The organism is Streptomyces sp. NPDC050433, from assembly GCF_044458565.1.
Classification (GTDB): domain Bacteria; phylum Actinomycetota; class Actinomycetes; order Streptomycetales; family Streptomycetaceae; genus Streptomyces.
Genome location: NZ_JBITIB010000005.1, coordinates 278,681 through 298,196, shown reverse-complemented (window position 1 = coordinate 298,196; position 19,516 = coordinate 278,681). Strand labels below are relative to the sequence as shown.

14 protein-coding genes are annotated in these 19,516 nt (G+C 70.8%); 7 read left to right on the top strand and 7 right to left on the bottom strand.

The window, feature by feature from the left end; translation table 11 throughout:
* Nucleotides 1-6 precede the first annotated feature (6 nt).
* Nucleotides 7-435 (bottom strand): DUF3499 domain-containing protein, encoded by a 429-nt coding sequence (locus tag ACIBLA_RS09295; RefSeq protein WP_363245668.1) that lies wholly within the window; start codon nucleotides 433-435, stop codon nucleotides 7-9.
* A 271-nt stretch (nucleotides 436-706) separates the two neighbouring features.
* Here ACIBLA_RS09295 and ACIBLA_RS09290 point away from each other — a divergent pair, with 271 nt between their 5' ends.
* On the top strand, nucleotides 707-1,135 hold the full coding sequence (locus tag ACIBLA_RS09290; RefSeq protein WP_363245680.1) for a metallopeptidase family protein: 429 nt from the start codon (nucleotides 707-709) through the stop codon (nucleotides 1,133-1,135).
* 67 nt (nucleotides 1,136-1,202) lie between these two features.
* Here the strand turns inward: ACIBLA_RS09290 and ACIBLA_RS09285 are convergent, their stop codons facing one another.
* From ACIBLA_RS09285 to ACIBLA_RS09275, 3 genes are all read right to left on the bottom strand, one after another.
* Nucleotides 1,203-2,804 (bottom strand): DUF5719 family protein, encoded by a 1,602-nt coding sequence (locus ACIBLA_RS09285; RefSeq protein ID WP_399198229.1) that lies wholly within the window; start codon nucleotides 2,802-2,804, stop codon nucleotides 1,203-1,205.
* Nucleotides 2,801-6,529: a glycosyltransferase gene (locus ACIBLA_RS09280; protein WP_399198228.1), complete on the bottom strand. Its 3,729-nt coding sequence runs from the start codon at nucleotides 6,527-6,529 to the stop codon at nucleotides 2,801-2,803. The genes ACIBLA_RS09285 and ACIBLA_RS09280 overlap by 4 nt, the downstream gene beginning before the upstream one ends.
* A gap of 279 nt (nucleotides 6,530-6,808) precedes the next feature.
* Complete coding sequence (locus tag ACIBLA_RS09275) at nucleotides 6,809-7,072, bottom strand: WhiB family transcriptional regulator (protein ID WP_023541320.1); 264 nt, start codon at nucleotides 7,070-7,072, stop codon at nucleotides 6,809-6,811.
* A 659-nt stretch (nucleotides 7,073-7,731) separates the two neighbouring features.
* On the opposite strand from ACIBLA_RS09275, the gene ACIBLA_RS09270 reads away from it, so the two are divergent.
* The 3 genes from ACIBLA_RS09270 to ACIBLA_RS09260 are packed head-to-tail and all read left to right on the top strand — an operon-like array spanning nucleotide 7,732 to nucleotide 10,590.
* A complete protein-coding gene (locus tag ACIBLA_RS09270) occupies nucleotides 7,732-8,232 on the top strand; it encodes a cysteine dioxygenase family protein (protein WP_363245665.1) in 501 nt (166 codons plus the stop codon).
* A 13-nt stretch (nucleotides 8,233-8,245) separates the two neighbouring features.
* Complete coding sequence (gene cofD, locus ACIBLA_RS09265; RefSeq protein ID WP_363245664.1) at nucleotides 8,246-9,214, top strand: 2-phospho-L-lactate transferase; 969 nt, start codon at nucleotides 8,246-8,248, stop codon at nucleotides 9,212-9,214.
* Nucleotides 9,211-10,590, top strand: coding sequence for a coenzyme F420-0:L-glutamate ligase (locus tag ACIBLA_RS09260; RefSeq protein ID WP_399198227.1), 1,380 nt, complete (start codon nucleotides 9,211-9,213; stop codon nucleotides 10,588-10,590). The genes cofD and ACIBLA_RS09260 overlap by 4 nt, the downstream gene beginning before the upstream one ends.
* Nucleotides 10,591-10,624: 34 nt before the next feature.
* Here ACIBLA_RS09260 and ACIBLA_RS09255 read toward each other — a convergent pair whose 3' ends face one another.
* From ACIBLA_RS09255 to ACIBLA_RS09245, 3 genes are all read right to left on the bottom strand, one after another.
* On the bottom strand, nucleotides 10,625-11,626 hold the full coding sequence (locus tag ACIBLA_RS09255; protein WP_399198226.1) for a DNA-3-methyladenine glycosylase family protein: 1,002 nt from the start codon (nucleotides 11,624-11,626) through the stop codon (nucleotides 10,625-10,627).
* A gap of 867 nt (nucleotides 11,627-12,493) precedes the next feature.
* Nucleotides 12,494-13,576 carry a sugar phosphate nucleotidyltransferase gene (locus tag ACIBLA_RS09250; protein ID WP_399198225.1) on the bottom strand — a complete coding sequence of 361 codons (1,083 nt, stop codon included), beginning with the start codon at nucleotides 13,574-13,576 and terminating at the stop codon, nucleotides 12,494-12,496.
* A 62-nt stretch (nucleotides 13,577-13,638) separates the two neighbouring features.
* Nucleotides 13,639-14,907: an N-acetylmuramoyl-L-alanine amidase gene (locus ACIBLA_RS09245; protein ID WP_363245661.1), complete on the bottom strand. Its 1,269-nt coding sequence runs from the start codon at nucleotides 14,905-14,907 to the stop codon at nucleotides 13,639-13,641.
* A 137-nt stretch (nucleotides 14,908-15,044) separates the two neighbouring features.
* Between ACIBLA_RS09245 and ACIBLA_RS09240 the strand changes: the two genes are divergently transcribed.
* The 3 genes from ACIBLA_RS09240 (at nucleotide 15,045) to ACIBLA_RS09230 (ending at nucleotide 19,504) form a co-directional block, all read left to right on the top strand.
* Entirely contained in the window at nucleotides 15,045-15,824 is a 780-nt protein-coding gene (locus ACIBLA_RS09240; protein WP_399198224.1) for a TIGR03089 family protein, read from the top strand.
* A 180-nt stretch (nucleotides 15,825-16,004) separates the two neighbouring features.
* Nucleotides 16,005-17,372, top strand: coding sequence for an LCP family protein (locus ACIBLA_RS09235; RefSeq protein ID WP_363245659.1), 1,368 nt, complete (start codon nucleotides 16,005-16,007; stop codon nucleotides 17,370-17,372).
* Between the two features lie 224 nt (nucleotides 17,373-17,596).
* Nucleotides 17,597-19,504 carry an LCP family protein gene (locus ACIBLA_RS09230; protein WP_399198222.1) on the top strand — a complete coding sequence of 636 codons (1,908 nt, stop codon included), beginning with the start codon at nucleotides 17,597-17,599 and terminating at the stop codon, nucleotides 19,502-19,504.
* Nucleotides 19,505-19,516 lie beyond the last annotated feature (12 nt).

The following is a 19,516-nucleotide window of genomic DNA, read 5'->3' as shown; positions in this document are numbered from 1 at the left end:
CCGGCCTCAGGAATCGGGGGAACGCAGCACCCGCAAGTGACCGCGGCGCCCGACCTCCGCCTGATCCGCCCCGCGCGGCGCGTTGCCACCGGGCCCGCCCGCCCGCTCCGGAGGGCGCGCGGCCTCCCGTACGGCGTTCGCCAGGGCTTCGAGATCGTCACCGCTGGGCCGCGCCGGCGCCGAGCCGTCAGTGAGCCGGACGACTTCCCAGCCGCGCGGCGCGGTCAGTCTCTCGCTGTGTTCCGCGCACAGGTCATAGCAATGGGGCTCGGCATACGTGGCGAGCGGGCCGAGGACCGCGGTCGAATCGGCATAGACGTACGTCAGTGTCGCGACAGCGGAACGGCCGCACGCGGTGCGCGAACAGCGACGTACAGGGCTCACGATGTTGGACGGTACCGCACTCTTGAGCGGGCCGCGACGACTCTCCCTCACGTCACCCGACCGTGTCGCCGGACGGCATTCACCCCACCCGACACACGCGTAACTGCCCTGACCTGCACGGGAAGAAGGACATCCGGTCAATCACCGTCAGTGATTCAGTCACCACTTGGGGCAAATCCCGCCAACGAAGGCGAGCGCCACGATCCGCCGGGTCCAGCGAAACGAGCCCAAGCTTGGCCGGAATGCTCAATTTGCGACATGCCGTCCCGCGGGCTCGGGAGGGCCGTCGCGGGGTCTCCCGGAGAGCTACCCTGCGTCAGTGATGGACAGTCCCGTACCGCCGCAGCCGACCGAGCCGAGACCGCGCCGCCGTGACCGCCACGGCCGGGGCATGCGAGGGCCCGTCGCCCCTCCTCAGGTCCCGCTCTCGGCGAGCCGCTCGGATTCGTTCCGTGATCTCGTACGGGACTCCGTGGAGCGGCTGGAGCGGCGCTGGCCGCAGCTGGCGGAGATCGACTTCCTGGTGCTCGACGTGCCCGGCACGGAGGACGAGTCGGTACCGCTCGGCCGGTCCGTCCCCGAGGAGAAGGACCGGCCCGCGCGGATCGTCGTCTACCGGCGGCCGGTCGAGATCCGTACGAAGAACCGCGAGGACCGCGCCATGCTCGTCCACGAGGTCGTGGTCGAGCAGGTCGCCGAACTGCTGGGCCTGTCACCGGAGTCGGTCGATCCGCGGTACGGCCAGGACTGACGGCCGAGAGCGAAAAGGCACCCCTTCGTTCCCGGCCCGTCCTCTTGCAGAGGCTCATCTCACGGCCTCACTTCAGTACGGAGAGGTCTTCCTTCGTCGCCGGTACGGACACCATGCCCCGGTCGTCCGGCATCGTCTGCACCGTGAACATCGGTACGCCGTCCCTCGCCAGTGCCAGCGTGCGCGCCGCGTAGACCGGACCGCCCGACTCGGGCTCGACCGTCAGCGCGTACGAGCCTTTGAGCCCCGCCGGCACGGGCGGTGTGACGGCCTGGGTCGTACCGCCCTTGACCGTGTACGTCTTGACGACCTGCTCACCGCCCCCGCTGCCCGCAGAGGCCGTGACCTTCACCTTCCCCGTGCTGCTCGGAGCGGTCAGCGACAGTGTCGAGCCCTTGGCGCGGTTGTCGGCGACGGTGGCGCGTTCCGTCACGGGGCCGGTCGCCGGGATGAAGGCGACCTCCTGGTCGGCGCCCTTGCCCCGTACGACGCGCAGCGCGGCGACCACCGGGGTCTCCCCCGCGCCTTCGGCCGGGCCGATCCGCACCGAGCCGGCCTCGCCCTTGGTGACGTCGCCCAGGTCGAGCGAGGCCGTCATGCCCGACTTCACGGTGAGCGGTTCGGCGGCGGTGGACGGGACGATCGTGCCGCTCTCGCCCGCCAGTTGCACCTTCAGCTCGGCGTCGTCCTCACCGGGAGCGAAGGCCACCAGTCGTACGGAGGTGGCGTCGGCCGGGATGCCGGGGAGCACCGCGCGGGGTGCGGGATCGGCGGAGGCGGCCAGCCAGTCGCCGCCGATCTTCTCCTCTGCGGCGTTCACCACGGCGCCCACGCGGCCCGTACGGGTGCTGACATGGACGGTGACGTTCGGCTCGGCCTCTCCCGTGAGGGTGGACAGCAGGACGGGGACGCTGGAGCGCGCCGGGACCGGAATGCCTTCCCCCGTATCGGACTTGACCGTGCCCTCCTTGCCGTACAGCGCGACGTCGGCGACGGCCGCCGTGTCGTCCGGGTTGGTCAGGTGGACGTAGTCCTGGCGCGACTTGTCCGTGGACGCGCCGGGGAACCAGAAGTCGGTGCCGGGGGCGGTGCAGGTCATGCCGAGCAGCCCGCGGGACTCACCGCCGGTGATCGTGGTCGTCTGCTGGGTGGTCCAGCCGGGCGCGAGAGAGCCGGTGGCGGTGCCGACGAGCGCGGGGGCGTCCGCGACGTTCTTGGTCCCGGAGACGGGCTTGCCGGGCTCCTTGAGGGCCAGGAAAGGCTTGGCCTTCGCGTCCGCCCCCTCGGCCGCAGGCTCCTTCGAGCCGTCGTCCTTGGGCGCGTCGTCCTTCGCCTCGTCGTCTTGGGCCTTGTCGTCCTTGGCCTTGTCGTCCGTCTTCTTCTCGTCGTCGGCCACGTCGTCCAAGGGCGCGACGGACGGCGCCAGTTCGGCCGCGCCGCCCGTACCCGCGCCCGCCGTCCCGGCAGGGGTGAACGACGTGTACGCCGTCTCGGCCAGCTCTGAGGTGCTGGGCGCCGGGCAGAGCAGGCTGCTGCGCTCCACGGGAAGCCGCGCGGGCGCCTTCGCCGTCGTCGAGTCACCGGTGTCGGGCGCGGTGACCGCGGCGAACCCGGTGACTGCCGCGAGCGCCGTCGCGGCGGCGATGAGGGAGAGGGTCGTGCGGTTCACTGGTTACTGCTCCCGTCGGGACGCCGCTCGTTCTCGTTGCCGTCGGCGTACGGCTGTTGGGCGTCGGTGTAGGGCTGCTGCCCTTCTCCGTACGGCTGTTGGACGACGTATCCGTACTCGTCGTACTGCACCTGCGCCTGCTGCTGGTACTGGTCCGCCGGGTACTGCTGGTACAGCTGATATCCGTCGGCGTCGTACTGAGGAGCGCCTTCGTACTGAGGCTGAGGCGTTCCCTCGTACTGCTGCGCGCCCTGGTAGGTGACACCTTCGTACTGCTGCTGCTCGTTGGTGTACGAGCCGTAGTCCGCGCCCTGGAAAGCCGTCTGGTCCGGCTGGGCCGCCTGGCCGTCCCACTCCCCGTACGACTGCTGCTGCGGCACAGCGGCGGCAGCAGCGGCGACGTACGGATCCGCCGTCGGCTGCGGCGGTACGGCCTCGGCGGCCGCGTCCGCCTGCGCCGCGGCCCGCAGCCTGCGCGCCCGGCGGCCCTCGCCCGACACGGGCTGTGCGGGCACCTCGGCGCCCTCCTCGGGCAGGTCGTCGTCGATCTCCTTGCGCCGACCCGGCAGGGCGAGCACAAGCAGTACGACGGCGAGCGCGCCCTGCGCCCAGACCCACGCGCTGTGCGTGAACGAGTCCTCGTACGTGAGGTCCAGCCGGCCGCCCTCGGCGGGGAGCGTGAACCCCTGCGCCCAGCCGTCGACGGTCGTCTTCTCCAGGAGGCGGCCGTCGAGCGTGGCCTGCCAGCCCTCGGCGGCCCGGTCGGCGATCCGCAGCACCCGTCCGGCCTTGCCCGCCGGAATGTCCGTGTGGGCCTCGACCGTGGACGACCCGACTGGCAGCGGCTCGGCGTCGCTCTCGCCCTCGACGATCGTGGCCCGCGAGATCTGACGGTCGACGCGCCACAGTGCGCTGCCGTCGAGCTGGCTGAGCCGGCTGAGACCGGGGGTGGCGTCGAGCACGCGCGACATCTGCGCCGGAGCGCCGTCCCGCACGAGGACGTAGCGGATCGCGAAGCCGCTGAGCTGGTCCGTCTGATCGGCGCCGGAGCCCGCGACGAGGCGCCCGACGACCTTGTCGAGTCCGGGGTCGCTGCCGCCCGACTCGGTCAGCTCGGCGTCACCGAGCCGACCGCCGGAGCCGCGTACGAGCGAGTACGACACCTCCGCGGCCGACGTACCACCGAGGATCAGCGTGCGCGGCTGGTCACGGGTGATGCTCTCCTCGGCGACGAACGCCGGCACCTGCACCGGGTCGCGCCGCTCCAGCGGGCCCGACGCGCCGCTGATCATCCAGCTGCCCGCCGCGAGCAGCGGGGCCGCGACGGCCGCGAGGGCGATGACCGCCGCGACGGGCTGGCGCCAGCCGAAGCTCTGGCTGGCGACGCGCTCCTTGGCGCCGTCGGCGCCGAGCACGGCCGCCGCGATGAGCGCGAGACCGTAGACGAGGGTGGCGGGGCCGGCCCAGCCGGAGTTGTTCGCGAGGGCGGCGAAAACCAGCGACACGAGGGCGGCCACCCAGGCCGCCCGTACGGCGAACTGCCGCTCGCCGCGCAGGAGCGCGGCCAGTGCCGCCAGGACGACGCCGATCAGCAGGATCCCGCCGGCGGCCTTGGGGCCGCCGGGGCTCATGCCGAGCAGATCGAGCGCCGTCGCCTGTCCCGTACCGAACTCCAGTCCCGCCTCGCGGAAGAGGCCGGACGGCGAAGTCAGCAGCGAGAGCGACCAGGGGGCCAGGACGAGCATCGGCGTGCCGACCACGGCCAGCAGGCGCAGACCGTACGCCACGATGTCGTCGCGGCGCAGGGCCAGGACGACGAGGCCGAGGACGAGCGCCAGCGGCCAGACGATGGGCGTGAAGGCCATCACGAAGGTGAGCAGGAAGGTGTACGCCCAGGTGGCGCGCCAACTGCCGCGTGCGGCGCTCTCGCCGCCCTCCCCGCCGTCGGCGCGGAATCCGTACGCCGAGACGGCCGCCCGCGCGATCAGCGGCAGCAGGATGGCCAGCACGGCCGTACCGAGACGCCCGGTGGCCAGGGCGCCGGTGGCGGCGGGCAGGAAGGCGTACGCGACGCTCGCCCAGGCCCGCAGCAGCTTCGACTCGACGAGCGGACGGGAGGCGAAGTACGCGGTGAGTCCGGCCAGCGGTACGGAGCAGACGAGCAGCAGGGTCAGCGCGAAGCCGGTCGACCCGAGGAACAGCGCGGAGAGGGCCGCGAGGACCGCGAGATAGGGCGGGGCGGTCTGGGTGCCGCCCGTTCCGACGGGGTGCCAGCCGTCGGCGTAACGGGACCACAGGCCCGCCACGTCCGGCGGCGCGGGCAGCAGCGCGCCGCCCGCGAGTGCGCCGCCGCCGAACAGTGCGCGGCAGGCGACGAGGGAGACGAGGAGCAGTACGGCGAAGAGGACGGGGCCCGGCTTGTGCGCGAGGCGCTTCAGCCGCGCGAACTGCTCGATCTCCAGAAAGTCCGCGTCGTCCCCGCCGGGGCCCGACTCCACCGCGCCGTGGCGTGAGCCACTGGCTTCGGTCTCAGAGCCGCCACCGAGGCTTCCAGCTACTTGCTCGACCGTTGCCCGGACGGTGGCGCCGGGTGGCGGGAAAAGCGCGCGAAGTTCACTGGCTTCGACGACGCCTTTGCCTCGTCGTTTTCGCGCGCCGATGATTCTGCCGGGCCTCAGGAGCGTGCCGGACAGACCCATGACCTCGTCGACGGCCTGTCCGGGCGCCTTGCCTACCAAGTAGGCGACGGTGCGCAGGAGCGTGCCGACGATGAGCCGCAGTAGTACGTAGGGGAGCACGGCGCCGCGTGAGTTGACGAGCATCGTGTAGACGGCGCCGGCCTTGTCGACACGGTGCGGGTTGACGACGGAGCGGCCCGCGCAGTCGACGGTGCGGCGCTCGCGTGCGGCGGCCTCGGCGTGCCTGAGGACGGCGTCGGGTGCGACGAGCACCCGGTGGCCCGCGGCGTGCGCGCGCCAGCACAGGTCGACGTCGTCGCGCATCAGGGGGAGTCTGCGGTCGAAGCCGCCGAGTTCTTCCCAGACGTCCCTGCGGATGAGCATGCCCGCACTGGAGACGGAGAGGACGGTGCGGACCTGGTCGTGCTGGCCCTGGTCCTGTTCACGCCGGTCGAGGCCGGTCCAGCGGCGTCCGCTGTTGGCGATGGAGACGCCGACCTCCAGAAGCTGCTTGCGGTCGTACCAGCCGCGCAGCTTGGGGCCGACGATCGCGGCGTGCGCGTCGGACTCGACGACGCGCAGCAGTTCGGCGAGGGCGTCGGGGTCGGGCGCGCAGTCGTCGTGGAGCAGCCACAGCCACTGCACGGGCTCGCCGTGGGGCAGTTCGGGCATGTCGTACGCGTCGTCGTGCCAGGTCCGGGTGGCCGGATCCCAACCGCTCGGGCGTTTCAGATACGGCAGGTCGTCGGGCGTCAGCACGCCGGCGGTACGGACGGCCTCCTCGACGGCCGCGCCGAAGCTGGTGCGGCGGGCGAGGTGCACGACGCGGTCCTGGCCGAGCGATTCGGTGAGCAGCGTGGCCGATTCGTCGGCGCTGCCGGTGTCGGCGGCGATGACGTTCTGTACGGGGCGTTCCTGGCCGATCAGCCCGGTGAGGGCGTCGGGGAGCCAGCGGGCACCGTCGTGGGAGACGAGGACTGCGGTCACGACGTGCCGCGGGTACTCCGGTGCGGCGGCGGGAACGAACGCGGCTGTGGTGGCGGACATCGAGGTAGGGGCCCTCCGGCCGGGGGGTCGGCCCCGACGGGGCGTTGGGGCGTCTCGGACGGGGCCCCACACTAACGGTTGGAACCACCGCCGGATCGCCGAGCGCCCGGACAAACCGGACGACCTGGGAGCAGGCGCGGGGCTCGCCCGTCCGCGCCGGTCACGACAACGGTCCGCCGCCTGCGAAGAGGACGCAGCCGACGGACCGTTCAGAAAATGTCGCGCGAGGTGTCGCGCGGGCTATCGCGCGGGGCGCGACCCGAGAATGGCCGGAACTGTTCAAACCGCGGCCTTCTTGAGACGGCGGCGTTCACGCTCGGACAGACCACCCCAGATGCCGAACCTCTCGTCGTTGGCGAGGGCATACTCCAGGCATTCGGAGCGGACCTCACACGCGAGACAGACCTTCTTCGCCTCGCGGGTGGAGCCGCCCTTCTCGGGGAAGAAGGACTCGGGATCGGTCTGGGCGCACAACGCGCGCTCCTGCCAGCCGAGTTCCTCGTCCGCGTCCTCGACCAGCAGTTGTTCGAACAGCTCGGTCATGTGCGCCCCTCGTCTGTCTTTACGTCCTCGTGCTTGCGGCCGTTACCGTTTTCGGCCGAACGACACGAGTGAAATTACAAGTGTGCGGATACGAGCCAGTCAAGCCGAGATCTGCTATTGGTCCCGGTATTCACTCTGCGGAACCAAGGCTATGCGGAAAGTGTTCAAATCACCAAAAACCTGACACATGCCACTGGCCTGCTCGCATCCGCCCCTCCCCGAGGGAGACGCCAGGAGCCTGGTCGGTGTTGCTATCCAGCCAAAGAAGCGACCCGAATCACAGTCTGATCACGGGGCCGACAGTGTTTACGAGCGCGGCTGCTGCGCCATGTCTCCATGTCAGCAGCTGAACAAACCTTTCTCCGGACTCCGTAACCGGATGAGGTGAAAGATTGCCGCCAAATCGGTCATTGAGTTGACAAGCGGGAACTGGTCCCGCCACCTTTGAGCGCATGCCGGTCACCTCAGCGTCGTACGCGATCCACACCCGTGGATTCCGCAGCGCTGTGCAGGCCCGCTGTTGCTGTTCCTGTTGTCCGTGTTGTTGAGCCACTGAAGCTCCGACCGGACGCGCAGCTCTCCGCGTTTCGTCGTTCGCACCTCTTACGTCTCACCTCCCGTAGCCCGCTCAGGCCTTCTGCCGAGGAACCCCACACCCCATGAACAGCGACAGCGACCTCCAAATCGCAGGCGACCTCCTTGAGGTGCCGCACCTTCTTCAGCCCGCCCGTGAGCATCCGGTCACCGTGGCCGAATTCGCCGGTCTGGCGCGTGCCATCGCCGCCGACCGGGCACGCTGGGCCCCGCTCGTCCAGTACGACGCCGTCAGCCGCTGGTACCACCGCCTCAGCGAGGGCCCCGGCTACGAGGTGTGGCTGCTCTCCTGGGTGCCCGGCCAGCGCAGCGGCCTGCACGACCACGGCCCCTCGTCCGGCGTCCTGACCGTCCTCGACGGCGAACTGACGGAGCGTACGGAGAAGGCCGGCCGCGCACTCGGCGGCGGCGCGCAGCGGGTCTTCGCGCCCGGATACATCCACGAAGTGGTCAACGATTCGCTCGAACCGGCCGTCAGTCTGCACATCTACTTCCCGGGTCTGACCGAGATGCCGATGCACTCCGCCCGGTGCGCCCCGGCGGCCCAGGATGTCGTACCCGCCTGACAAACTGCACAGCATGCGCATTGTGGTTCTGGCCGGCGGTATCGGTGGTGCCCGTTTCCTGCGTGGCCTCAAGCAGGCCGCGCCGGACGCGGACATCACGGTGATCGGCAACACCGGTGACGACATCCATCTGTTCGGGCTGAAGGTCTGCCCGGACCTCGACACGGTGATGTACACCCTCGGGGGTGGCATCAATGAGGAGCAGGGCTGGGGGCGCGAGGGCGAGACGTTCCAGGTCAAGGGGGAGCTCGCGGCGTACGGCGTGGGGCCCGAGTGGTTCGGCCTCGGCGACCGCGACTTCGCCACCCACATCGTCCGCACGCAGATGCTGGGTGCCGGTTATCCGCTGAGCGCGGTCACCGAGGCGCTCTGCGCGCGCTGGCAGCCCGGCGTGCGGCTGCTGCCGATGTCCGACGACCGCGTCGAGACACACGTCGCCGTCGATGTGCCCGACAGCCCCACCGGCGAGCGCAAGGCCGTGCACTTCCAGGAGTACTGGGTGAAGATGCGCGCCTCCGTGGAAGCCCACGCGGTCGTGCCCGTCGGCGCCGACCAGGCCAAGCCGGCACCCGGTGTACTGGAGGCCGTCGCCCAGTCCGACGTCATCCTCTTCCCGCCGTCCAACCCAGTCGTCAGCATCGGCACGATCCTGGCCGTGCCGGGGATCCGCGAGGGAATCGCCGACGCCGGGGTGCCGGTCGTCGGGCTCTCCCCGATCGTCGGGGACGCGCCCGTGCGCGGCATGGCCGACAAGGTCCTCGCGGCGATCGGCGTCGAGTCGACGGCCACCGCCGTGGCGCAGCACTACGGTTCGGGGCTGCTGGACGGATGGCTGGTCGACACGGTGGACGCGGCGTCGGTGGCGGAGATCGAAGGCGCGGGGATCCGCAGCAGGGCCGTGCCGCTGATGATGACCGACCTGGACGCGACGGCCGCGATGGCGCGTGAGGCACTGACGCTGGCCGAGGAGGTGCGGGCGTGACCTCTTACGGAGGTGAAAACGCCGGGGCCGTCGCGTCTTACAGCGTGCGGGCGCTCGGCGGGCTGCCGGAGGTTCGCGCGGGCGACGACCTCGCGAAGCTGATCGTCGCGGCGGGGCCCGGTCTTGTCGACGGGGACATCCTTCTCGTCACGTCGAAGATCGTGTCCAAGGCCGAGGGCAGGACGGTCGAGGCGCGGGACCGCGAGGCGGCGATAGACGCGGAGACCGTCCGCGTCGTCGCGCGACGCGGACCACTGCGGATCGTGGAGAACCGGCAGGGGCTGGTGATGGCCGCGGCCGGTGTCGACGCGTCCAACACCCCTTCGGGGACGGTGCTGTTGCTCCCCGAGGACTCCGACGCCTCGGCCCGCGCGATCCGCGACGGGCTGTGGGACGCGCTGGGTGTGGACGTCGGTGTGATCGTCACGGACACCTTCGGCCGGCCGTGGCGCAACGGACTGACGGACGTCGCGATCGGTGCGGCGGGAGTGCGGGTCCTGGACGATCTGCGCGGTGGTACGGACGCGCACGGCAATCCGCTGAGCGCGACGGTCGTCGCTCTCGCCGACGAACTGGCCGCCGCCGGTGACCTGGTGAAGGGCAAGACCGCCGGGCTGCCGGTGGCGGTGGTCACCGGTCTGGCGGGGCTGGTGGGTGAACCGGCGTCGGTGGCGGGGTCGGCATCGAGGTCGGCATCGGGGGCGTCATCCGCGTCGGCGGACGGTGCGCGGGCGCTGGTGCGGGTCGCGGCCGACGACATGTTCCGGCTCGGGACGTCCGAGGCGGTACGCGAAGCGGTCACCCAGCGGCGTACGGTCCGGGAGTTCACCGACGATCCGGTCGACGCGGGGGCGGTGCGCCGCGCGGTCGCCGCGGCCGTGACGGCGCCGGCGCCGCATCACACGACGCCATGGCGGTTCGTCCTGCTGGAGTCTCCGGAGTCGCGCATCCGGCTCCTCGACGCGATGCGGGACGCGTGGATCGTGGACCTGCGCCGCGACGGCAAGTCGGAGGAGTCCGTCGCCAAGCGGGTGCGGCGCGGGGACGTGCTGCGCGCGGCGCCGTATCTGGTGGTGCCGTGCCTGGTGACGGACGGCGCGCACACGTACGGGGACGCGCGCCGCGATACGGCGGAACGCGAGATGTTCGTGGTCGCCACGGGCGCCGGTGTGCAGAACTTCCTGGTGGCGCTGGCGGGTGAGCGGCTCGGTTCCGCGTGGGTGTCGTCGACGATGTTCTGCCGCGACGTCGTACGGGACGTGCTCGAACTGCCCCCGAACTGGGACCCGATGGGCGCGGTGGCGGTCGGGCACGCGGCGGCGGAGCCGAAGCGGCGGCCGGAGCGGGCGGCGGAGGACTTCATCGAGGTGCGGTGAGTTGTCTCTGCCGCGATGGCAGGACACCCCCTGGCTAGAGGTGGGCGATTCTGCCGACCGGCATGCGGGGGGCGCGGCGTGGAGGCGTACGACCGGTGAGGAGGATGAGCCGTACGGCGCGGTGGCGCTGCCCGGCGTACGGCTCCAGCAGTTCGAGCATCCCGGCGTCGTCGGTGTCGGGGCGGCCGGCGAGCGCGTAGCCGACGATGCCCGGCAGATGGAGGTCGCCGACGGTGACGGCGTCCGGGGCGCCGTTCGACCGCTGAAGCGTCTCGGCGGAGGTCCAGGGGCCGATGCCGGGGATCAACTCCAGGCGGGCGGCGGCCGGTCCGGGCTCCATGGCGGCGGCCTCCTCCAGTCGGCGGGCGACGCGGACCGCGCGGGCGATGGTGTCGGAGCGCTTGGAGTCGACGCCGGCCTTGTGCCACTCCCAGGACGGGATCATGGCCCAGGTGCGGGGGTCGGGCATGACGTACATGCGGCTGCCGCGACGGTTTTCGGGCGGGTCGCCGTACGGGCCGGGGGCGGGCTCGCCGTACTTCCGTACGAGGTGGCGCCAGGAGCGGTTCGCCTCGATCGTCGTGACCTTCTGCTCCAGGATCGACGGGATCAGCGACTCCAGGACGAGGCCGGTGCGGCACAGGCGCAGGCCGGGGTGGCGGCGCTGGGACGCGGCGAGGAGTCTGTGGCGCGGGACGAAGGCGGCGGGGTCGTCCGCCGCGCCGAGCATCTCCGGCAGCCGCTCCAGCAGCCAGTCGGCTCCGGGGCCCCACGCCTCGGCGCGTACGCCCTGGCCGTCCGCCACGACCCGGAGGGTGCCGGGGCCGGCGGGAGTGCGGGTGGCGCGGACGGCGGAACCGTCGGGGGCGGTACGGAAGGTGGGGTCGGCGGGGCCGCGGCGGAGGGGGCCGAGGACGAGCCCCAGATGGAAGGCGTCGCCCGGCGGAGTCCAGAGGCGCGTCTTGGCGCTCGCGCGGTGGTCGCCGGCCCGGGGGGTGGGGAAGGGGCGGGGGCGGGGGGCGAAGCGGCCTGCCACGGGAGGGTCCTTGGGGGTCGGGGTCTGTGAAGAGGGTAGGCGGTGGCGGGCGGGGCGTTTTCCCCAACCCCGCCCCTTCCCGAAACCGGGGGCGGTGCCCCCGGACCCCCGTGCCGGGGAGGCGGGGGGGGCTGGCTGCGCCAAGCCGGAGCAGGAAACCGCACGACACGTCGCCACACCGGGCACCGAAACTGGGGCGGCGCCCCGCCCCCACCGAGGAGGCGAGGGAAATGACCGCACCCGCCGGGCGGGAAAACCAAACAACAACTCGGCACCAGACCGAAGCCGGGGGCGGTGCCCCGGACCCCCGTGCCGGGGGACGGGCTACGCCACGTCGGCACGCCGGGCAGAAACCGAGGGCGGTGCCCTGGCCCCCTGCCGGGGAGGCGAGGGAGACCGGCTGCGCCACGCCGGGACGGGAAGCCCACGGCACGGTCCGACACTCCGGGCACTGAACGGGGACAGCGCCCCGGACCTTCGCCGAGGAGGCAGGCTGCGCCACGCCAGGCGCGGGAAAGCACACGGCACGTCGACAGGCCGGAACCGGCGGCGGACCGCAGCCCTCCCCCGCCTGGGGGAGCGCTGCGGCACGTCGGGCAGGAAAGCGCACGACGAACCGGCGCACCGGGCACCAAAACGGGAGCAAGTGCGCCCGTCGGGGCGGGTAAGCAACGAGTCGGGCCGGCCTCCCCGCTTAACCGGTGCCGCATAGGGGCACGTCAACTCCCCAACGGGGAAGGCGAAGCGACGGACGAGCCGCACCGGAGCGCGAGCCCTCACGCGTACGGGCCGGGGCAACGAAGTGCACACCTGGCCGTTCCGAACACACGTACCGGGAAGGCAGATGCCCGGCCGGCGGCTTTGGGGTTATGCGTCCGAGGAGAAGCGGATCGAGCGGGGTGGGAGTGTCGTGTCGCACCAGACGCGGGCGCCTGCGCGGAGTTCGTTGTCCGGGCCCACCGTCGCGCCGTCGCCGATCACCGTGTCCGACAGCGTCGTACGGGCGCCCACCCGCGCCCCCGCGCCCACCAGGGAGTCCGTGACCACCGCTCCGGGGCCGATCACCGCGTTGTCCAGGATCGCGCTGCCCGAGATGCGGGCGCCCTCCGCGATCACCGCGCCCGCGCCGATCACCGTGCCCGCCGTGAGTTTCGCGTCCGGGGCGACCGCAGCCGTCGGGAGGACGAGTTTGTCGCCGCAGCGGCCGGGGACCGCCGGGGACGGGGCCACGCCCAGGACCAGGTCCGCCGAGCCGCGGACGAAGGCCTGGGGGGTGCCCAGGTCCAGCCAGTACGTGGAGTCGACCATGCCTTGCAGATGCGCCCCCGACTCCAACAGCCCCGGAAACGTCTCGCGTTCCACCGACACCGGGCGCCCCGCCGGGATCGAGTCGATCACCGAGCGGCGGAAGACGTACGCCCCCGCGTTGATCTGGTCGGTGACGATCTCCTCGGGTGTCTGCGGCTTCTCCAGGAACGCCGTGACCCGGCCGTCGTCGTCCGTCGGCACCAGCCCGAACGCCCTTGGGTCGTCGACCCGTGTCAGGTGCAGCGACACGTCCGCGCCGGACGTCGCGTGAGTGTCGACCAGCGCGCCGATGTCCAGGCCCGTCAGGATGTCGCCGTTGAAGATGAGCACCGGGTCGTCCGGCCCGGAGTCGAGCCGGGAGGCGACGTTACGGATCGCGCCGCCGGTGCCGAGCGGCTCGCGTTCGGTGACGTACTCCAGCCGCAGGCCGAGGGAGGAGCCGTCCCCGAAGTACGGCTCGAAGACCTCGGCCAGGTACGACGTCGCGAGGACGATGTGCTCGACCCCGGCGGCCCGCGCACGTCCCAACTGGTGTGCGAGGAAAGGGACACCGGCCGCCGGGACCATGGGCTTGGGCGTGTGCACCGTGAGCGGCCGGAGCCGGGTGCCCTTGCCGCCGACCAGGAGGATCGCTTCAGTCACCGTGTTCGTCTCTGCTTCCAGCTGGGGCCGGCGGTCCCCCGTGCGGGGGCTGACGAGCCAGTCTAGGAGCGCCCCTGATACTTCGCGGCGGATACACGCACCGTGCCGAGCTTGCTGTACAGCTTGTTGCCCGGGCAGTCGGTCACGAAGCCGTCCCGGTGGCCGGAGACCGCGTTCATGCTGACCTTCCTGCCCTTCGTGTACTTGTTGCTCCCGGCCGACGTCAGCGTCACCTTGCCCTTCGGGTTGATCCCGTGCAGCCCGAGCTTCCAGGCGGTGAGCTTGGCGACCGCCGTCGTGACGGCCGCGGGCGGATTGGTCGTGGAGTACGACCCGAGGACGGCGATGCCCGTGCTGTTCGTGTTGAACCCTAGCGTGTGCGCCCCCATGACCGGCTTCGTCACGCCCCCGGCGCGCCCCTCGTAGATGTTTCCGCACTTGTCGATGGCGAAGTTGTAGCCGATGTCCCGCCAGCCGCTGCTCGTCACGTGGTAGCGGTAGATCCCGCGGATGACGGAGGGCGCCTGCTTGCAGGTGTAGTTGTTGCCCGTGGCGCTGTGGTGGATGAAGGCGGCCTTGACCGTCTTCGTGTAGCCGAGCTGCTTTTCGCGCAGCTTCTCGTCCGCGCCCCACCCCTTGCGCGAGATGATCTTCGGGCGCGGACCCTGGTACGGCTTGGCGGCCGTGTCGGTGCCCACGGCTGCGGTGGGGGTCGGCGTCGGGGCTGTCGCGAGAGCCTGACCCCGCGGAGCGCCGGCTTCCGTCACCGGCAGTTGCTCCGGCGCCTCCCCCGGATCGACCAGTTCCAGGCTCAGCCCGTGCGGCAGCGGCACGCGGGTGGGGCGGGTCTCCGGGTCGGCCTGCGGGTCCTCGTGCGCCTGGACCCGTACTTGGACACCGTCCGACGCGCCGACCCACAGCGGCGCCGTCGAGCCCCGCACGGTGCCGGAGTCGCGTTCCGACGTACCGAGGTCGGCGCCGTGCTCGGCGTTGTGCGTCTCCAGGTCCTGCCAGCCGGACCAGGCGCCCGTTTCGGTGGACCGGCTTCTGACCTGGACCGATCCGTTGAGTTCGGCGTCGGCGTCGTCCCAGACGACACCGACGAGCGAGAAGGGTTGGACGTCCCGCCGGGGCAGCCCCTGCTCGGTGGCGACACCGGAGGAGCGCTCGTACCCGAGCGGGACCAGTGGCAGCGACTCAGTGGAGCCCGGAACGGCTGAACCCCTCCGGGCGTCCTGGGGAGCCGCCGCAGCCCCGGAGGGCAGGGAGAGCGGGAGTACGAGTGCCGCGGCACACGCGACGCCGATCGAGGAAGACAGGAATGCACGCATGTGCCGATCGTGCGGCCGGCCGGCCGTGTCCGCCTTCCGGGAGCAGCCGGGGAAACTGACGGGCCCTCGGACCAACCGGTGGACGGTGTCACCGGTACGGCGGTGTGCGTCCGGCCGCCCCGCGTACCCTTGCCCGCGTGAACGCCAGCGACCGCACCCCCGCCGACCTGCTGCGATCCGCCCTTGCCTCGGATCCGGCCCGCCCCTTGGTCACCTTCTACGACGACGCCACCGGTGAACGCGTGGAATTGTCCGTGGCCACCTTCGCCAATTGGGTGTCCAAGACCGCCAACCTCCTCCAGGGCGACCTCGCCGCCGCACCCGGCGACCGGCTCGCGCTGCTGCTGCCCGCGCACTGGCAGACCGCGGTCTGGCTGCTCGCCTGTTCCTCGGTCGGCGTGAGCGTCGAGATCGGCGGCGACCCGGCGGACGCGGACCTCGTCGTCACCGGCCCCGACACACTGGAAGCCGCCCGCGCCTGTCGCGGCGAGCGGCTGGCGCTCGCGCTGCGCCCGCTCGGCGGGCGTTTCCCCCAGACGCCCGACGGCTTCGCCGACTACGCGGTTGAGGTGCCGGGGCAGGGCGACCGGTTCGCGCCGTTCGCGCCGGTGGACCCGGACGCGCCAGCGCTCGTCGTCGCCGGTACGGAACGTAGGGAGCGTACGGAACTGACAGCGGCCCAGGTCGTCGAGCGGGCGCGCGCCGACGCGACGGCCTTCGGCCTGACGGCGCCCGGCGCGCGGCTGTTGTCCGGCAGGGCGTACGACACCTGGGAAGGGCTCTCGGCCGGGCTGTACGCGCCGCTCGCGGCGGGCTCGTCCGTGGTGCTGTGCCGCAATCTGGACCAACTGTCGGTGGAGGGGCTGGCCAAGCGGGTCGAGAGCGAGCGGGTCACCGGTACGGCGGACGGCATGTAGGTGGTGCGCGAAGCCGGCCGGTCGGCGACACGGTGACCTGATCGTCCGACAGGTTCCGGCGTGGAGCGCCGCCTCCGGTAGATGATCGTCGGTAGTTCCAGTGCAGTGCACAACCAAGCGCGCGGTTCAGCCGTCTACCCCTGAAACCGGCGGAGCCGTGCGCCGCCGACGCCATGAAGGATGGACTCCGCCGTGACCGACAGTGCTGGCACGCCGCCCGAACCGGACCCCCGGCCGGAGGACGAGCCACCGACCGCGTCGCCCGGCGAACCGGAGGACGGGACCAAGGACGGGGCGTCCCAGGACGCGGGCGCCACCGCCGTACCCCAGGCAGAAGCCGTCGCGGACTCCGAAGGCTCCGAAGGCCCTTACGGCCCCGAGGACCCGGACGCCCCCGCCCCGCACACACGTCACTGGCTCCGCTGGACCGCCCTCGGCACCTCCGTCGTCGTCCTCGCCGCAGCCGGTATCGGCTGGTGGTTCTACCAGAAGCTCGACAGCAACATCACCACCGACAGGACCGCCGAATCCGAGCTGCGGGCGTACGAGAAGGAACGCCCCAGGCCCATCGCCGTCGACGCGAGGAACATCCTTCTCATCGGCTCCGACACCCGCTCGGGCGCGGGCAACGGCAAGTACGGCCGCGACGACGGCGGCTCGCAGCGCTCCGACACCACGATCCTGCTGCATCTCGCCGCCGACCGGCAGAGCGCGACCGCCATGTCCATCCCGCGCGACCTGATGGTCGAGATCCCGAGCTGTCTCAGCCCGGACGGCAGACGCTCCAACAAGCAGTCCGCGCAGTTCAACTGGGCGTTCCAGTTGGGCGGGGCGGCCTGCTCGATCCGTACGGTCGAAACGCTCACCGGCATTCGCGTCGACCATCACATGGTGATCGACTTCAGCGGCTTCAAGGACATGGTCGACGCGGTCAACGGTGTCGAGGTCTGTCTCAAGAAGCCCGTCGACGACGTCGACGCCCGTCTGAAACTGCCCGCGGGCAAGCAGACCCTGACCGGTGAGGAGGCCCTCGGTTTCGTACGGGCACGCAAGGCCATCGGCGACGGCAGCGACACCGAACGCATGGAGCGCCAGCAGCAGTTCCTCGGTTCGCTCGTCAAGAAGGTGCAGAGTAACGGTGTTCTGCTGAATCCCACGCGGCTGTATCCGGTGCTGGACGCGGCGACCAAGTCCCTGACCACCGATCCCGGTCTGAACTCCCTCAAGGATCTTTACGACCTGGCGCGGGGCCTGCGGAACGTACCGACGGAAAAGGTTCAATTCCTGACCGTACCGAGACAGCCTTACATCAATGACCCGAACCGCGACCAACTCGTACAGCCGGACGCGGGGAATCTGTTCACGCAACTACGCAAGGACGAGCCCGTCTCGATCGTGCCCGCCGGTGAGAAACCAGCCAACGAGAACACTCAGCGTGACGGCGGAAGTTCGAAAACAGATGGAAAACCGGATGACATGGGACCGTCGAGTGCCACTCCGACTCCGACTTTTCCGGGCACAAATGCCGCCGCCGGCCTCTGTGAGTAAAAGCAATACCAAGGAGAGGTCGACAGTCTATGACGATTGGGCAGATTGCCCCCTTGTAAGAGGAGTCGAATTTGTCACTGGCGTCGCTCGACGCTGAACTGGGCGGATAGTGTGACGCAATCCGGTTCATCGGACCGCGAGGTCATGGACTGCCGGACCGAAAGACCGAGCGCCTTTGGGGGAAGAGGCGCTTCGCGTGGCACCGACGGAGGACTCAAGCAACCGTGGATGCGCATAGCCGTGGAGAGTCGGACGGGATCGACCCCGCCGACCAGTGGGTACTCAACCCGCAAACCGGCAATTACGAATTGCGACTGAACCACTCCGAAGGGCAGTCGTCCGCCCCTTCCCGTGACACGGGAAACGGGCACGGCGCCCCTCGTCGGTCCAGAAACGCGCCTCCCACGGATGGCGCGCCGCACAGCCGTTCCGGCAGGGACCGCAGAGCGCCCGGCGCCGGGGGAACGGGAGCCGGAGCAGGAACGGGAGCGGGAGCCGCGGGCACCGGCACAGGTGCCGGTTCAGGTGTCGACGACGCGACCACGCGCGTCCCCCGGGCCCGTAACTCCGCAGGTTCCACGGGCACTTCGGGTACGTCCCGGCGGGACGTACCCGGCCAGCGGGGCCGCCGCGCCGCGAACAACTCCGACGCCGGGCCCGTCGGGGCGGGCCGCCGTAAGCGCAAGGCGCCGCCCAAGTCCCGGAAGAAGAAGATCCTGGCCTGGACCGGCGGCATCGTGGCGTTCGTCCTCATCGGCGGCGCGGGCGCGGCGTACTACGCGTACGAGAAGCTCAACAGCAACATCGACACGATTGACGTCCAGGGCGCGGGCAGCGGCGGCTTCAAGAAGGACCAGGCCGTGAACATCCTGGTGATCGGCACCGACAAGCGCACGGGGTCCGGCAACGAGGGATACGGCGACAAGAACAGTGTCGGCCACGCCGACACCACGATCCTCTTCCATGTCTCCAAGGACCGGACGAACGCGACCGCGCTCTCCATCCCCCGTGACCTGATCACCGACATCCCGGACTGCGAGACGAAGATCGGGGACGAGACGAAGGTCATCCCCGGACAGCAGGGCGTCCGGTTCAACACCAGCCTCGGCCAGTCCGAGCGCGATCCGGGCTGCACCATGCGTACGGTCAAGGAGCTGACCGGTCTGACGGTCGATCACTTCATGATGGCCGACTTCAACGCGGTGAAGACGCTGACGACCGCGGTCGGCGGCGTCGAGGTGTGTGTCGCCAAGGACGTCGACGACCCCGACTCGAAACTGAAGCTGAGCAAGGGCAAGCACGTCATCAAGGGCGAGCAGGCTCTCGCCTTCGTACGCACACGGCACAGCTTCGGCAACGAGAGCGACCTGGACCGGATCAAGACCCAGCAGCAGTTCCTGAGCGGTCTGATCCGGAAGATGAAGTCCGGCGAGACCCTGACCAATCCCTCGAAGCTGTGGGACCTGGCGTCGGCGGCGACCGACGCGCTCACGGTGGACACGGGTATCGGCAGCATCGAGAAGCTTCGCGACCTCGGTACGGAGCTGTCCAAGGTCGACCCGAAGAACATCAGCTTCACCACGCTGCCCGTCATAGACAACCCGGCGGAGGTCGTGAAGGCGACGGTCGTCGTGAACGAGAGCCAGGCGAAGCCGTTGTTCGCCATGATGCAGAACGACACGTCCCTCACCGAGGTGAAGGAGCAGGAGAAGGCCGCCAAGAGCAAGCAGGCGGCGCTCCTCAAGGGAACCAAGGCCGACCCGGCCGATGTCAGAGTCGATGTGTTCAACGGCGGCGGGCCGCAGGGTTCCGCCCAGGAGACTCTCAACTGGCTGCAGATCGACGAAGGCGTACTGAAGTCCACCAACAAGGGCAACGCGCCTGAGGAGTTGGACAAGACGTCGCTGGAGTACGCACCGAACCAGGCGGACCAGGCCCGCCGTCTCGCGGACATGATGGGCCTGCCCGCCGGTGCGATGAAGCCGGGCAAGGAGGACGCCGAGGGGCTTGAGGCGATGACGCTGACCCTCGGGGCGGACTTCAAGGGCGCGGGGGTGCCCATCGTCGGTCCGGCAAAGGTGCCGGACGGCGTGGAGAAGACGGAAGCGGACAAGCAAGTGTGCGCCAAGTGAGACCGGTTCCGG